Annotated in this window: 13 protein-coding genes and 1 tRNA gene; 5 read left to right on the top strand and 9 right to left on the bottom strand. The window is 44.5% G+C overall.

Going from position 1 to position 15,050, the window contains the following annotated elements:
• Positions 1 to 8: 8 nt before the first annotated feature.
• The 7 genes from secD to queA all read right to left on the bottom strand — a co-directional run bounded on the left by secD (position 9) and on the right by queA (position 7,302).
• Positions 9 to 1,907, bottom strand: coding sequence for a protein translocase subunit SecD (gene secD / locus F890_RS06245; RefSeq protein ID WP_005266067.1), 1,899 nt, complete (start codon positions 1,905 to 1,907; stop codon positions 9 to 11).
• A gap of 51 nt (positions 1,908 to 1,958) precedes the next feature.
• Positions 1,959 to 2,288 (bottom strand): preprotein translocase subunit YajC, encoded by a 330-nt coding sequence (yajC, locus tag F890_RS06240; RefSeq protein WP_004281656.1) that lies wholly within the window; start codon positions 2,286 to 2,288, stop codon positions 1,959 to 1,961.
• Positions 2,289 to 2,388: 100 nt separating this feature from the next.
• Positions 2,389 to 3,519, bottom strand: coding sequence for a tRNA guanosine(34) transglycosylase Tgt (gene tgt / locus F890_RS06235; protein WP_004281657.1), 1,131 nt, complete (start codon positions 3,517 to 3,519; stop codon positions 2,389 to 2,391).
• A gap of 130 nt (positions 3,520 to 3,649) precedes the next feature.
• Positions 3,650 to 4,492, bottom strand: coding sequence for a DUF4303 domain-containing protein (locus F890_RS06230; RefSeq protein ID WP_005101825.1), 843 nt, complete (start codon positions 4,490 to 4,492; stop codon positions 3,650 to 3,652).
• Between the two features lie 111 nt (positions 4,493 to 4,603).
• The gene (locus tag F890_RS06225; protein ID WP_004281659.1) at positions 4,604 to 5,173 is read right to left on the bottom strand and encodes a LemA family protein; all 570 of its coding nucleotides are present in this window, start codon (positions 5,171 to 5,173) and stop codon (positions 4,604 to 4,606) included.
• 49 nt (positions 5,174 to 5,222) lie between these two features.
• Positions 5,223 to 6,251, bottom strand: coding sequence for a hypothetical protein (locus F890_RS06220; protein WP_005266065.1), 1,029 nt, complete (start codon positions 6,249 to 6,251; stop codon positions 5,223 to 5,225).
• Between the two features lie 16 nt (positions 6,252 to 6,267).
• Positions 6,268 to 7,302, bottom strand: a complete 1,035-nt coding sequence (gene queA, locus F890_RS06215; RefSeq protein ID WP_004645165.1) for a tRNA preQ1(34) S-adenosylmethionine ribosyltransferase-isomerase QueA — start codon at positions 7,300 to 7,302, stop codon at positions 6,268 to 6,270.
• Between the two features lie 167 nt (positions 7,303 to 7,469).
• Here queA and F890_RS06210 point away from each other — a divergent pair.
• Positions 7,470 to 7,556, top strand: a tRNA-Leu gene (locus F890_RS06210).
• Positions 7,557 to 7,814: 258 nt separating this feature from the next.
• Here F890_RS06210 and F890_RS06205 read toward each other — a convergent pair.
• Positions 7,815 to 10,046: an NADP-dependent isocitrate dehydrogenase gene (locus F890_RS06205; RefSeq protein WP_005266057.1), complete on the bottom strand. Its 2,232-nt coding sequence runs from the start codon at positions 10,044 to 10,046 to the stop codon at positions 7,815 to 7,817.
• 484 nt (positions 10,047 to 10,530) lie between these two features.
• Here F890_RS06205 and F890_RS06200 point away from each other — a divergent pair, with 484 nt between their 5' ends.
• Together F890_RS06200 and F890_RS06195 are read left to right on the top strand one after the other, a co-directional pair.
• Positions 10,531 to 11,040 (top strand): DUF1543 domain-containing protein, encoded by a 510-nt coding sequence (locus F890_RS06200; RefSeq protein WP_004281663.1) that lies wholly within the window; start codon positions 10,531 to 10,533, stop codon positions 11,038 to 11,040.
• A 137-nt stretch (positions 11,041 to 11,177) separates the two neighbouring features.
• Positions 11,178 to 12,170, top strand: coding sequence for a DUF2804 domain-containing protein (locus tag F890_RS06195; RefSeq protein WP_004281664.1), 993 nt, complete (start codon positions 11,178 to 11,180; stop codon positions 12,168 to 12,170).
• A gap of 62 nt (positions 12,171 to 12,232) precedes the next feature.
• Here the strand turns inward: F890_RS06195 and F890_RS06190 are convergent, their stop codons facing one another.
• On the bottom strand, positions 12,233 to 13,111 hold the full coding sequence (locus F890_RS06190; RefSeq protein WP_004281665.1) for a metal-dependent hydrolase: 879 nt from the start codon (positions 13,109 to 13,111) through the stop codon (positions 12,233 to 12,235).
• Between the two features lie 142 nt (positions 13,112 to 13,253).
• Between F890_RS06190 and F890_RS06185 the strand changes: the two genes are divergently transcribed.
• Both F890_RS06185 and F890_RS06180 read left to right on the top strand, forming a co-directional pair.
• Entirely contained in the window at positions 13,254 to 14,291 is a 1,038-nt protein-coding gene (locus F890_RS06185) for a helix-turn-helix transcriptional regulator (protein ID WP_005266056.1), read from the top strand.
• Between the two features lie 115 nt (positions 14,292 to 14,406).
• A partial coding sequence (locus F890_RS06180) for an IS4 family transposase (RefSeq protein ID WP_005266055.1) occupies positions 14,407 to 15,050 on the top strand: 644 nt, incomplete at its 3' end.

Genomic DNA, 15,050 nt, shown 5'->3' with positions numbered 1-15,050 from the left:
TGATCTCCTTAAATGCTCAACTTTTTCAAGTTACGTTTTTTGCCATAAATGAGCTGTACCACGGCACGCGTTACTGTAATTGCAGTAAACATCGAGCAGACAATACCAATCATCAGGGTTACGGCAAAGCCTTTGATCGGACCTGTACCAATCGCGAACAGAATGAATGCCACCAGGAATGTGGTTAAGTTCGAGTCGAAAATGGTGTTATAGGCACGATCATAACCAGCAACAATCGCCTGTTTTGGCGAAGCCCCCCATTTCATTTCTTCCCGTATTCGTTCACAGATCAGTACGTTGGCATCGACCGCCATACCGATGGTAATCACGATACCGGCAATACCCGGAAGGGTCAGGGAAGCACCAATCCAGGACATGACTGTCAGAATCATCGCCAGGTTAAAGACCAGCGCAAAGTTAGCAATCACACCAAACACACGGAAGAATACCACCATCCAGATGGCAACCAGAAGGAAACCGATCTGAGTTGAAAGTACACCTTTATCGATGTTTTCTTGACCCAGACTTGGACCAATTACACGTTCTTCTACAAAGTACATTGGCGCAGCCAACGCACCTGCACGCAACATCAAGGCAAGTTCAGCAGCTTCTTGCGGCGAGTCCAGGCCAGTAATACGGAACTGAGAACCCAGTACTGCCTGAATGGTTGCAGCGTTAATGACTACAGATTCAGTATACGGGGTACGAACTTCAGTCTGAGTGCCGGTCGCAGGGTCTTCCACATAATTAATGCGCTGCTTGTTCTCGATGAACAAGACGGCCATACGTTTGCCTACCGCATTACGGGTGGCATCCGACATCAGTTTGCCGCCTGCGCTGTCCAAGGTAATGTTAACTTCAGCACCGCCTGTGTCTTGGCTAAAGCCACTTGATGCATTCTGAACACGTTCACCGGTTAAGATACGGTTACGGTTCAAGAGGAGCTGACGACCACTGTCCAGTGACTCATAAGCAAAGACTTCTGTGCCTGGTGGCAATGCACCCGTTGCCTGACCGGTATATGGATCAATATATTGATCATTCAGGTCAGACACCAGACGGAACTCGAGGTTCGCGGTACGACCTAAGACACGTTTCGCTTCAGCGGTATCCTGCACACCAGGAAGCTCAACCACAATACGGTTGCTGCCCTGAGTTTGAACCAGTGCTTCTGCCACACCTAACTCGTTAATACGGTTACGTAAAGTGGTCAAGTTCTGATTGACAGCATAAGATTCAATTTCTTGCTTACGCACATCAGTATAGTTTAGACGTAAGGTCGAACTGGTCTCGGTCGCAACAGCCTGCTGGGTAAACTCATTGCCATTACGGCGCAAGAAGTCCATCGTTGCAGAACGATCATCATTGTTGGCAAACTGCATCACAATGGTGTTGTTGCTTAAATTCAGGCTATTAAATTTCAGGTTGTTATCACGTAACTGACGACGTAGATCCGTCGCAGAGGTTTCCATGCGCTGGGAAATGGCCTTGTCCATATCCACTTCAAGCAAGAAGTGAACACCACCACGTAAATCCAGGCCGAGCTTCATTGGTTTGGCACCAATTTTTTGCAGCCATTCTGGGGTGGTCGGGGCAAGGTTCAATGCAACCACGTAATCATCACCTAAACCACGACGTAAAGCCTCTTTAGCTTTAAGCTGTGATTCACTTGAATCTACACGTAATAAAGCTGCATTGTTGCCAAAGCTATTGTCATGGGTGGCAATATTTTCAGTTTTTAAAATTTGCTCTGCTTTTTGTACGATGCTTGCATCAATTTGAGTACCGGCTTTGGCACCCGAAATCTGTACAGCAGGTTCATCTGGATACAAACTTGGCAGGGCATATAAGGTACTGATCACCAGGACAACCAGGATCAGTACATATTTCCATGCTGGGTAACGCATTCGTTTTCTTCTTAAAATGAAAAAGTCGTGCGAGGGCACGACTATTTTTGATTAAAGGTTATTTAAAGTGCCTTCAGGGAGGACTGAAATCACACTTGCACGTTGAACTTTGACTTCTACACCACGGCTCAATTCAACCACTGCGAAGTCACCTTCAATCTTGGTGATTTTGCCCATTAATCCGCCTGCAAATACCACTTCACTGCCAACGCCAAGGCTGTCGACCAAAGCACGGTGTTCTTTGGCACGTTTAGATTGAGGACGCCAGATCAAGAAATAGAAGATTGCAATAAAAACAGCAATCATCAAAAGGTTCGCCATCATGCTTGGTTGTTGTGCAGTTTCACCTGCAGCGTGAGCAGTCGAAATAAAAAGGCTCATTACATTTTCCTAAAATAAAAAACTGGTGATCAACTCGATAATAAATTGACATATTCTTGCAATTTACATTGTCTTTTTCCTCAGCGCAAATACTGATGGATTAATCTTGCGGACAAGGTGGCACTTCCAGGCCACGGCGGGCATAAAAGTCATGAACAAATTCGTCAAATGTACCGTTGTCTAATGCATCACGCATTGTTTCAGTCAAACGCAGGTAATAGCGCAGATTATGAATCGTACCGAGCATAGAGCCGAGCATTTCCCCACATTTCTCAAGATGGAATAAATAGGCACGGGTAAAGTTCTGGCAGGTATAGCAGTCGCAATGCGGATCGAGTGGGCTTTGGTCATGACGGTATTTACTGTTACGGATTCGCACCAAGCCGTCTGTCACAAAATAGTGACCGTTACGTGCATTTCGGGTTGGCATTACGCAGTCAAACATATCGACACCACGACGCACCGCTTCCACAATATCTTCAGGCTTGCCGACACCCATCAAATAACGCGGTTTGTCTGCAGGCATTTTCTCTGGAAGATAATCCAGAACCTTGATCATTTCTTCTTTTGGTTCGCCCACGGACAGGCCGCCAATCGCATAACCATCAAAGTCGATTTCAAGCAGGCCTTTTAAAGATTCATCACGTAAATCTTCATACATGCCGCCTTGAATAATGCCGAACAGCGCATTACGGTTTTTTAGCACGTCATGATGCTGGGTTTTACAGCGTTTGGCCCAGCGTAGAGAAAGTTGCAAAGATTTTTGTGCTTCTTCATGCGTCGCAGGGTACGGGGTACATTCATCAAAAATCATTACAATGTCAGAGTTCAGCGTGTGCTGAATATCCATTGAAATTTCAGGAGATAAAAATACTTTTGAACCATCAATCGGCGAGCGGAAGGTCACACCTTCTTCTTTAATTTTACGCATTGCGCCCAGACTGAAGACCTGGAAGCCGCCTGAATCGGTCAAAATGGGACTATTCCATTTCATAAATCCGTGCAGGCCGCCATGTTCACGAATTACATCCAGTCCTGGACGTAGATACAAATGGAAAGTATTGCCCAGAATGACTTGAGATTTGATCTCTTTAATGTCGCGTGGCAACAGGCCCTTGACCGTACCATAAGTACCCACAGGCATGAACATCGGGGTTTCCACCACACCATGTTCAAGCGTTAAACGACCACGACGGGCACGGCCCGACTGACCTAATTTTTCAAACTTCATAGGAGTTCCACATCAAGGCGAAAAAACAGTTCGCTGATTGTTATAGCTAAAGGGCGCTATTTTCCTTGATTCTTACACTAAACGCCAGCATTGTAGAGCATTCGCTCTGTAATTTTATTTATCGCTGAAGCTAGAGAACATCCGGAGATATTGGCGGATGGGCAGAAAACTGCTGCAAGCGCTGCTGGATATCTTCCCGGCTAAGGGCGCAGCTGCCATCCGGCTCAGAGGCCATTGCAGCGATATGCTGGATCAGTTTCTGGATATAAATATTGCTATCGACAAAGTAGGATTCCAAGGTCAGCAAATAGGCATCTTGTGCCACTTGCAAATAGTCATAAGGCTCCATCACCAGCATCTGCTCTAGATCAATCAAGATATCTTTGTCGTTTTGCGAGAGTTTCAAGCGTTTCTGTATGGCAGGTAAATGAGTAGTTTGTCTGGATGCCAGAAATTTCTGTAAATGAATATGCTCAGGATTAAGTGTCTGTGCAGATTGGCATTCAAATTCGACTTGGGTGGGCAGGCTCATGAAAAACAGGATGCCATCCAGATCCAGACCATAGGCCTCAGAAAGACGATGTTTGGCCTGTTTAAAACTATCCAGCAATAAATCCAGATGCGTCGCGTGTAGCTGTTTTTGCTGTGCCAAGACCGGATGGCCAAAGCCGTGCTGGGTTTTAAAATAATCAGCCAGCAAAGTTTTGAAGGGGATCAGTCCAGAGTCGGGCGCAGCTTGTGCCCGATAACGCCATTTTGGGACATTCCAGCGATCTTGTTCAGCCAGATATTGCCGCTGATCTTCCAGATCTTTAAAAATACTGCATTCAGTCGAAATGGCCAGATCATCCAGCAGTAAAAATTCGTCAAAGACCAGACTACAGGCATAGATTCCATCGTCCTGATAATGGTCATAAAGCTGATAAAATTCTTCCACCAGCGTCTGCTCTAAGCGCTCTACATAATTCAGCATAATTTTTATTCTTTATTTTATTGGTTTTATAAAGGTGTAGCTTCATCCTGGGTCATTTTATTATAAGTTGAGTACGCCAGGATGAGAAAGTCGATCAGATGAGATAGTTGCTCAGTGAAAATTTGGACGATAGTCAAAACTCTGGGTTGCGCTCTGATCGCGAAAAGGGCGAACTGCTTTTTTTCCTAACAGCATATTATTAATCACATTGTGTGGAAAAATCTGGATCTGGTTATTAAACAGTTCCACATTGCGATTATAAATGGTAATTGCCGCACCGACATTTTCATTCTGTTCTTCAATTTCAGCCATCATTTTCAGATAAATGTCATTGGCTTTTAGCTCGGGATAGTTTTCAACCACTACATTGAGGCTATGCATGAGTTGTTTGTTCAGGCTTTCAATGCGCTGTAACTGTCCAATATCGGCATCGTTGATATTTAAATTCATGATGTTCTGACGCAGTTCGGTGACTTTTTCTAGCGTACCTTTTTCGAAACTCGAGTATTGCTCGACCAGCGGTTGCAAACCATCCAGAATTTTCAGTTTTTGCCGTTCATAACTGGCGACATCCGACCAGGCGCGAATCGTAGCGTTATGATGACGGACAATACTGTTGCGGATCATGATAATCGCGACAATCAGTGCCACAATGACCAAACATAAAATCAAAAATCCCATCCGAGATCTCCCCAAGCTATATCTATATTTAAAAAATGATGCGAAAAATTTATTTTAAAAACTGCAGCAGATCATGTTGTAAATTTTCGAGCTGTTTTAATTTAAACGTTCTCAGATGACCGCGCAATGTGGAAATATCGCTAATATTCTGCTGCTTGCTCGATACCTGAAATAAATCATGTGGCCCCAGATAGCACAGCATCTTATTTTCTGGGTGAAACAGTAAATCACCCTGACGCTGTTCAAAAAAGTCGGCCAGTCGCAGCACAAAACCCGGACTGAGTAATTTGGCAGTTTGCATCGGATCGCTGCCATAAAAGCTTAATCTCTGGTTGGTGCGAATATCGCTGCTGTGCCAGGGATAGCTATAAGGATAATAAAATTTCTTTCTGGAAGTGGTGACCGCCAGTCCCTGAATCTGGATATCAAACACAAATACGCCCCACAGGTCTTTGTGGACCTGCATCAGTTTAACCGGTTGGCCCTCTTTGTTTCTGGCCTGTACTTCATCAATATAGTGGTATTGGAAGAGTAGTACCTGATGTTGCTGGCCGTTTTCATCTTCCCAGACCGTGCTGGCATAACGCTGAATCTCATTACTCAACGAACCTTGATTGAATACTGGAAATAATTGTTTTAAATGCCGGATAAAGTGCAGGGGATTGAGTGGCATGGAAATATGCAGTGGCTGTTTTTGAAAGGCAAGCTGATATTTTTTGGCCAGTGCCTGTTCTTCCAGAAAAGCAATGACTTCCTCTAAGGGCTGCTGCTGTTCATAGCAAATATAGGCCCAGAAGATACAGAGACAGCCGAGAAAAACACTGCCCTGAATCCAGATATTTCCCGGCGCAATAAAAATGCTGCCAATCAGAAAAAGCCCAATTCCGGCAAGCGCAAGCGGCAGGTTATTTTCAAACTTGAGCGTAATCGGGCCATTCCAGGGATGCAGCCCATCCAGCAATTGCTGATGCGTTTTGGCCTGTTGACCCAGATCCCAAAGCCGAGCGATATTCTGAAATACCACTGCATTTTTCTTGCGGCGAATATGAATGGACTGTTGTACAGACTCGATCGGCATGGGCAATGGTTCTCGCTTATTTCGCCTGATCAATCAGCATGGCATCGCCATAACTGAAGAAGCGATACTTGCTGTCTACTGCATGCTTATACGCATTCAGAATATTGTCACGGTTGGACAAGGCAGATACAAGCATTAACAGGGTCGATTCTGGTAAATGGAAGTTAGTGATCAAACGATCGACCACTTTAAACTGATAACCCGGATAGATGAAAATCTGGGTATCACCTGTCCAGGCTGCCAGTTCACCGTTATGTGCTTGTGCTGCACTTTCGACTGCACGGGTGGCAGTCGTGCCTACAGAAATGACTTTATTACCGCGGGCTTTAGTCTGACGAATCATCTCGACCGCAGTTTCAGGGACGTCGCACCATTCGCTGTGCATGATGTGATTTTGAATATCATCGGTACGCACTGGCAGGAAAGTACCTGCACCAACATGTAGGGTCACAAAAGTTTTTTGAATCCCTTTGGCTTCCAATTTTGCCAACAGATCGGCATCAAAATGCAGGCTGGCAGTAGGTGCTGCAACGCTGGCCAGTTTGGTTGGGTCATTAAACACGGTTTGATAACGTTCAGTATCAATCTCTTCCGCTTCACGGTTGAAATAAGGCGGAATCGGCAAGGCGCCGTATTGATCCAGCACATCGAGAATTGGTTGTGAAAATTCTACAATAAACAGATTTTCATGACGGCCTTGTACGGTCACTTTCACTGCATCCGGGCCAATAAAAAGTTCTGCACCGGCTTTCGGAGTGTTGCTGGCCTTAATATGACAATAGGCAATAAAGCGATCTTGCATACGCTCAACCAGCACTTCTACCGCACCGCCTGAAGCACGTTTACCTTTTAAACGGGCCTTCATGACTTTGGTGTCGTTTAATACCAACAAGTCGCCGTCTTCAAGTAAATCCAGAATATCGGTAAATTGATGGTCATGATATTGACCTTGGGCATCGAGGTGCAACAGGCGAGAGGCACTGCGTGTTTCCAGTGGGTAGCGAGCAATCAGCTCATCGGGGAGATCAAAATTAAAATCAGAAAGTTGCATGATGATTTACGCTAAAAAAACTGCGGCTAGTATAAACTTTTTTCTTTTTTATGGCGGGAATTGCTCGATTTTAAAACGAAAAAATGCGATTTGTTTTAAAAATAAACAAATGTAAATATTCTGCGTTGACAGTGCCGAGAAATCGCGTATTATACCTTTCATCCACTCCCGAGGTGGTGAAATTGGTAGACGCGGCGGACTCAAAATCCGCTGTCAGAGATGACGTGTCGGTTCGAGTCCGACCCTCGGGACCAAAATTCTAAAAAACCCCAAGCACATTCAGTCTTGGGGTTTTTTATTGTCTGTATATTTAAAAGTATTTATTTTCATCATTTCTTAAAATGGTTTTTGACTGAATTTGAGTGGTTTTGTCAGTAAGATGATGATTTATATCTATAGCGAAAAATAGATTAATTGAATAACTTTGATACATCAATCAGAAATAAAAAAACCGGCGCCTAGACGCCGGTTTTTTTATTTTACATTACTGATCAAGTCAGTTTTGCAAAAGCTTAGATCGTAGCAAGTGCTGCATTCAAAGTAGCACTTGGACGCATCACTGCATTTACTTTTTCTTGATCAACTGCGTAGTAACCACCGATGTCTACTGATTTTCCTTGAACTTCTGCAAGCTCAGCAACGATTTTCTCTTCATTTTCAGCTAAAGTTTTTGCAAGAGGTGCAAACTTCGCTTTCAATTCAGCATTTTCGTCTTGAGCAGCAAGTTCTTCAGCCCAGAATTTCGCCAGGTAGAAATGGCTGCCACGGTTATCAAGCTCACCTGTACGACGAGAAGGTGACTTGTCGTTATCCAGTAATTTACCAGTTGCACGGTCTAAAGTTTTGGCAAGTAACTTGATGTTGTCATTGCCTTCTTTAATACCCATTTCTTCTAAAGATACCGCCAACGCCATGAATTCACCGAGTGAATCCCAACGTAAGTGGTTCTCTTCAACTAACTGCTGTACATGTTTAGGAGCAGAACCGCCTGCACCTGTTTCGTACATGCCGCCACCCGCCATTAACGGCACGATAGACAACATTTTCGCAGATGTACCCAATTCCATGATTGGGAACAAGTCAGTCAGGTAGTCACGCAGGATGTTACCTGTTACCGAAATAGTATCTAGACCGCGTGCAACACGTTCAAGCGTATAACGCATTGCACGTACTTGTGACATGATCTGGATATCAAGACCAGTGGTGTCATGATCTTTCAGGTATTTTTCAACTTTCTTGATCAGTTCGTTTTCGTGTGGACGGTACGGGTCAAGCCAGAAGATTGCTGGCATGCCAGAGTTACGTGCACGAGTAACTGCAAGTTTCACCCAGTCACGAATCGGTGCGTCTTTCACCTGACACATACGCCAGATATCGCCTTCTTCCACGTTTTGTGACATCAACACTTCGCCTGTTTCTAGGTCAGTGATGTTCGCAACACCTGCTTCAGGAATTTCGAAAGTCTTGTCGTGTGAACCGTATTCTTCCGCTTTTTGCGCCATCAAACCAACGTTAGGTACAGTACCCATGGTTTTTGGATCGAAGTTGCCATTCCATTTACAGAAATTGATCATTTCCTGGTAAATACGTGCGAAAGTTGATTCAGGCATGACTGCTTTACAGTCGTAAGGCTTGCCGTCAGCGCCCCACATTTTACCGCCACCACGAATCATTGCAGGCATAGAAGCATCTACAATCACGTCGTTTGGTGAATGGAAGTTAGTGATGCCTTTGGCAGAATCAACCATCGCTAAAGCTGGACGGTGTTCTTGACAAGCATGTAAATCAGCAATGATTTCTTCACGTACAGAGGTTGGTAAAGTTTCAAGCTTTTCGTAAAGCCCCGCCATACCGTTATTGACATTAATGCCAAGCTCATCAAAAAGCTTGCCGTGTTTTTCAAATGCGTCTTTGTAGTAAATTCTCACACAGTGACCGAATACGATCGGGTGTGAAACTTTCATCATGGTTGCTTTCACGTGAAGTGAGAACAAGATGCCAGCTTCTTTACAATCATCTAATTCTTTTTCATAGAAATCGCAAAGCGCTTTTTTGCTCATGAACATTGAATCGATGATTTCGCCATCTTGAAGCGCAACTTTTGGCTTAAGAACGATGGTTTCACCAGACTTGGTGATCAATTCCATTTTCACATTACGTGCACGGTCTAAAGTCATCGACTTTTCGCCATGGTAGAAGTCGCCTTCGTCCATGTGTGAAACGTGAGTTTGAGACCACTGTTTCCACTCGCTCATAGAGTGCGGGTGTTTTTTCACATAGTTTTTAACGGCAGCAGGTGCACGACGGTCTGAGTTACCTTCACGTAGAACAGGGTTTACTGCTGAACCAAGACATTTGCTATAACGTGCCTTGATTGCTTTTTCTTCTTCAGTGGTCGGGTTTTCAGGATAGTCAGGGATTGCATAGCCTTTAGACTGAAGTTCCTTGATACACGCTGTTAGCTGGCCAACAGAAGCACTGATATTTGGGAGTTTGATAATGTTCGTGTCTGGATCTTGTGTAAGACGACCTAGCTCAGCTAGAGTGTCAGGCACCTTTTGCTCTTCGCTTAGGTAATCTGTAAATTCGGAGAGCACGCGCACAGCTACAGAGATGTCACTTTTGACGATCTCAACGCCAGCTGGCTTAGTAAAGGTCTCAATGATCGGCAGCAGAGAATAAGTCGCCAATAATGGCGCCTCGTCGGTCAGTGTGTAAATGATAGTTGACTTTCCACCAGCCATATATAGCCCCTTGCGTTGGATTGAGTTTCTGAGGACCGAACTTTTGGCCCAGCCTCTTTGAACCGATTTGCTTAAATAAAAACATTGAGAGTATCGTCTTTCAGCGCATTTCAGTCAACGAAATATCCCTTTAGATTAAAATTTGGGCGAAAATTTGTACAGGTTTGTGCGGTTTAGCCGTGTTTGTATTTTGTACAAAAAAATAATCATCTTCCGCTGTAAATCCTGATGAAAATGATCGGAAATGATTCGCTAGCCAATTGTATTCACTGAAAATGGTTTTTTGAGTCCGACATAGACTTAAACTGATCCTCGAGATGTATATCGGTACCGAATGACTTCATGCTGTTTTGCGCAAATTCAGTCAGGCTGATGATGCAAATTTGTCCTTGGCAGATGGCTACATCATCATGGAATAGCTTTGCGCTATACTGGCAAGCATTAATGAAATGATCTTAAAGATTGACACTAACAAGGAAATGTAATGCCCAGCCTGTTTATTGTAATGCTCGGTGGTCGTCATGCCCGTGCCAATACAGAAGTTCATGATGTGGTTTTGGCTGTGGGGGAGAGTCTGGAAGATACCTATCCGCAATTAAAAAATGCCTGGTTTGCGGAACAGAAAGGCTTGCATATTGATGCCTGGGTGCAAATCAACGGGCTAGAGTTCGAGGGCAAGTCCTATGTGCTGCAATTTACTGATGCACAGCCACAGCAATCCGATGAAAAACTTTGGCTGATTAATCTGGGTGGTTATGATCCACGTGAGTTTGGTGAGTTACATCGTTATGTGTTGGTGGTTGCGCAGAATGCTATGGTCGCTAAACAGCGCGGTAAAGCTTACTTCGCCCGGCACTGGCAAAAACAGCATACCGACCGCGTGCTGGATGTAGATGACTGTATTGCCATCGATCAGGTTTATGGCCACTACGTCCAACTGCTAGAGGGTAGTTTTAGCGGCAATCGCTGGGAAAATACCTATCTCACGATTTAAAGCAGTTTGCGATTGAATTAAACTTGCGGCTGGCTTGATGATTCGATAAGCGGTTTAAAAAATCTCTTTATCAAAATTTAATAATTGGCATAATACTGCCAAGGAAAAACAGTTTTGACTGAGATGGAATGTCTTAAATGGATTTAATTCAGGCAAATGGACAACCACGTTATGGACGTTTCAAGGAGCTTCCAAAAAGTATTGACTATCAGGCATATCAATACAAAAATCCTTATGGTCATGTGCTGTCAGGCTGGCGTAAGCATCTAAAATATAAAAAATTCAAATTCTGTAGTATTCAGCACGAGCATTATACGATTGGACTGGCGATTGCCGATATTGCATGGGCAGGGCATGGTTTTGTCTATGTCTATAACCATATGAGCAATGAAGTGCTGGAATGGAATGCGATTAATTTCCTGTCACGCAACACTGTGCTGGATGAACAGCCGCTGTTTAATCATAGTTATTTTCACAAGTCACCTTTTCAGATCGATATCCAGCATGCCAACGGCGTGCGTTATATCAACGTCAGCAAATATGGCGAGATTAAACTCAGTGCCCGGATTTTTTGTGCTGGCACAGACCCGCTGAGTATGTGCAGTCCGACTGGCATCAACGGCTGGACCTATACCCAGAAACTGACCACTTTGGGCTGTGAAGGCTTTTTCATTAACAAGCAGGGGCAAACCATCCAGTTTAATGAACGCAGCTTTGCTTCTCTGGATGATACCTGTGGCTTTTTGCGCCCGGAAACGGCCTGGTTCTGGTTGTCCTGTAATTTCTGGGATGTGAATCAGAACCGGATTGGCATTAATCTGGCCTCAGGTGTGAATGAAAGTTTTGGCAATGAAAACTGTCTGTGGATCAATGGTAAGATTTATCCACTGGCCGATGTGCTGTTCCAGCAGGAATCGGAAAACCAATGGACGATTCAGTCGCTGGATGAAAGATTGAATCTGATGGTCAGCACAGGCTGGCGCCGTTATGAAAATCTCAACCTGCGTCTGGTCGGGAGCCAGTTTAGTCAGTGGCAAGCCAAGGTTTCCGGAACGATTCAGCAGGATGATCAGGAAATTATTTTACTAAATGAATATGCCTTGCTTGAACAGCATTATGCCAAATGGTAAAAGTGCAGGACATAAGACCTAATTTAAAAGCCTTCAATTTTGAAGGCTCTTTTGATTTGAGCTTAATCTTTGGCGGCCTGCCAGAAGGCTTCACCGGCCTGAATTGGATCATTGGTTTCGGCTAAAGTCTTTACCCAGACATCGTATTGCGCAATCACAGGATGCTGGCTGGGATGGAAGTCTTTTTTAAACCAGTCCCGATATTGTGGGCCCATGCGGGTCAAGGTGCCGTTACGGCCAAACAACCAAGGCAGTCCTTTCAGGTTCATTTGCAAACGCTCCAAGACACTGAAGCCATCATGTTTCAGCATGACATTGGCGCGATAGACGGTATAACTAAACATCAAAAATGTCGTGCTGAGCAGGGTCATTTTGCGCATCCATTCAGGTGTTTTCGCGACATCTTTCATCACGTCAAAAGCCACATCACGATGCTCCATTTCTTCAATCGCATGCCAGGCAAACATGGCACGTATATGAGGATGCCCGTCTTTTAAGGTGGATTTCTGACCGTAAAAAGTTTCAGCCATCAGCGCGGTCAAGTGTTCTGCCGCTGCCGTCGTGGCAATATTGAACTGTGCTGAACGATGTTTGAGGTCATAAGCGAACATATTATTCAAACGTTCGATAAAATCATCGACGGGCATGCCTTGTTCACGCATCAGCTGGTTCATTTTTTCATGGGCAATGCCATGCTGTGCTTCCTGACGAATAAAATCTGCCACACGTTGTTGCAGTTCCAGGTCTGTGATCTGATCGCGGAACAGGCGCACACTTTGAATAAAATAACGCTCGCCATCTGGAAAGGTCAGGCTCAAGGCATCGAACATGCGGGTCAGAAAGGGATCGCCGCCAAACCAGTAGCGCGGAATTTCATCCAGTTTAAAATCAAGCTGGGTCCGGACCACGGGCTTTATTGAAGATTTTAATACTGCATTCATCTTAGAAGTTCTTTTTTGTGACGATGCTGACAGTATGTCGGGGAATGCCGTAATTGTTTTGACAGTGCTTGCCAATTTTTATACATTTTATGCCAAATGAAAATAAAACTGCTTAGACTAAAGCAGGCAGCGGGAAGCGCGCATGCAAGAAATTAAAATATCCAATGGTTATATTCAGCTTTGGGCGACTTATCTGCGCAGTCTGCAAATTGAGCCTTTGGAAGCTGACTTTCTGCAAGATGTACATGAAGCGCTTGTCCCCCTGATTGATCAGCCTTTTGCCACGCAAGTGCCGCTGGAATTATTAAATCAGCTTCTGTTAAGAACCCGGCAACATTTAAACTGTCCACAACTAATTTTCGAGATTGTACAGGTCATTCGCCCAGAACATTTTGGTGTGCTCGGTTATATGGCTTCGCGGAGCAGTAGTGTTTCGGAAATGATCCGCCATATCATGCGTTTTCAACGACTGGTGATTGATGGCAGTGAGTTTGTACCTTTGCAGTTGAAGCAGCATGAACACAGTATTGAATTATACTGGGCCTATCTGGACGAAAAATATAATCTGCTAAATGAACTGACCATGGCCGCGATGGTGCAGTTGGGACGTGTCATTTTACAGGATCATCACCTGTTAGTCCGTTGTGTACGCTTTGCCCATGCGCCCGACAGGGGGCAAATGCATTATCAAAAGTTTTTTGCCAGTGAGGTGAGATTTTCTCAGGACTATTATGGCATAGAGCTGGATTTGCAAGGACTGGCACATGGGTCTGAGCAGGCTGATCCAATCCTGTTGCAGCTACTGGTTCATCAGGCAGAACAGGCGATTGCAGCCAAGCCGCCCCTTGAAAATCATTTGGAACAGGCGCAGCAAATGATTGCCGAACAGCTGCGGACCCAGCATCAGGCCATTAAAGTTGAACAGCTTGCCCGGCAGTTGTTGATGTCGACACGTAGTTTGCAGCGCTTATTCAGTACACAGGGCACTTCATTTAAAAAACTGCTGGAACAGCAGCGGATTAAACGTTGCGAGCTGTTGTTGCAGCAGGGATTAGGTCTGACCGAGATTGCCGAGCAGCTGGATTATTCTGATCAGTCGGCTTTGGCACGGGCCTATAAGGCAGCCACCGGACAGACCTTGTTAGAGCGAAAAAGGCAGTTACACAAAGCACGAAGCTGAAAAAAGCGACCGGTATCGGCACTGCTGTCCCATAGTTTGATTTAAATAAAAAACCTGAGTCCAAATCGTTAAAATATGAGTGCAAACAAACACTTTAACGACCAGGATTCAGGTTTTGTCACATCAGAATACCGTATTTCATCAGCTTATTAAACCCGTCGTGCGACAGGATTTTGAGCAACTTGCTAAAGTACACCATGTTGGACAGAAATTTAGAGCGGCTTCAAGATGGGATCAGTTTATTGCCATCTTGATGTCTCAACTTTCCTGCAGGCAAAGTCTGAGAGATATTCAATCCAATCTGGAGTGCCAACAGGACAAACTGAGTCATTTCGGAGCAAAGTCTATTCCCCGAAGTACACTGGCACGAATCAATGAGCAGCAGCCTGCTGCCTTGTATCAACAGCTCTTTTACAAGTTGCTTAAATACTATGAACACTCAAAAGTAGCCCATAAATTTCGCTTTAAGAATCCATTATATTCCCTGGATGCCAGTCATATTGACCTGTCGCTTTCCTTATGTGAATGGGCCAAAGTTCACGACTCAAAAGCCAGCATGAAACTCAGCATAGGATTGAATCACAGCAATGATATTCCTGAGTTTATTGCAGTTGAAAATGGTAAAGAAAATGACATGTTACAAGGCCGAAAATTCCAGTTTCCCGCTGGCAGCATTGTGGTCTTTGATAAAGGCTATGTCGATTATCAATGGTATGCGAATCTAAGCGCTCAAAACGTTAGCTTTGTGACACGTTTTAG

The organism is Acinetobacter sp. CIP 64.7 (genome assembly GCF_000369745.1).
Classification (GTDB): domain Bacteria; phylum Pseudomonadota; class Gammaproteobacteria; order Pseudomonadales; family Moraxellaceae; genus Acinetobacter; species Acinetobacter fasciculus.
This window is presented reverse-complemented; position numbering and strand designations above follow the sequence as displayed.

What these genes read in the sequence shown, in the direction of transcription:
- secD (WP_005266067.1), bottom strand. Translation starts at nt 1,907, where the DNA reads ATGCGTTACCCAGCATGGAAATATGTACTGATCCTGGTTGTCCTGGTG.
- yajC (WP_004281656.1), bottom strand. Translation starts at nt 2,288, where the DNA reads ATGAGCCTTTTTATTTCGACTGCTCACGCTGCAGGTGAAACTGCACAA.
- tgt (WP_004281657.1), bottom strand. Translation starts at nt 3,519, where the DNA reads ATGAAGTTTGAAAAATTAGGTCAGTCGGGCCGTGCCCGTCGTGGTCGT.
- F890_RS06230 (WP_005101825.1), bottom strand. Translation starts at nt 4,492, where the DNA reads ATGCTGAATTATGTAGAGCGCTTAGAGCAGACGCTGGTGGAAGAATTT.
- F890_RS06225 (WP_004281659.1), bottom strand. Translation starts at nt 5,173, where the DNA reads ATGGGATTTTTGATTTTATGTTTGGTCATTGTGGCACTGATTGTCGCG.
- F890_RS06220 (WP_005266065.1), bottom strand. Translation starts at nt 6,251, where the DNA reads ATGCCGATCGAGTCTGTACAACAGTCCATTCATATTCGCCGCAAGAAA.
- queA (WP_004645165.1), bottom strand. Translation starts at nt 7,302, where the DNA reads ATGCAACTTTCTGATTTTAATTTTGATCTCCCCGATGAGCTGATTGCT.
- F890_RS06205 (WP_005266057.1), bottom strand. Translation starts at nt 10,046, where the DNA reads ATGGCTGGTGGAAAGTCAACTATCATTTACACACTGACCGACGAGGCG.
- F890_RS06200 (WP_004281663.1), top strand. Translation starts at nt 10,531, where the DNA reads ATGCCCAGCCTGTTTATTGTAATGCTCGGTGGTCGTCATGCCCGTGCC.
- F890_RS06195 (WP_004281664.1), top strand. Translation starts at nt 11,178, where the DNA reads ATGGATTTAATTCAGGCAAATGGACAACCACGTTATGGACGTTTCAAG.
- F890_RS06190 (WP_004281665.1), bottom strand. Translation starts at nt 13,111, where the DNA reads ATGAATGCAGTATTAAAATCTTCAATAAAGCCCGTGGTCCGGACCCAG.
- F890_RS06185 (WP_005266056.1), top strand. Translation starts at nt 13,254, where the DNA reads ATGCAAGAAATTAAAATATCCAATGGTTATATTCAGCTTTGGGCGACT.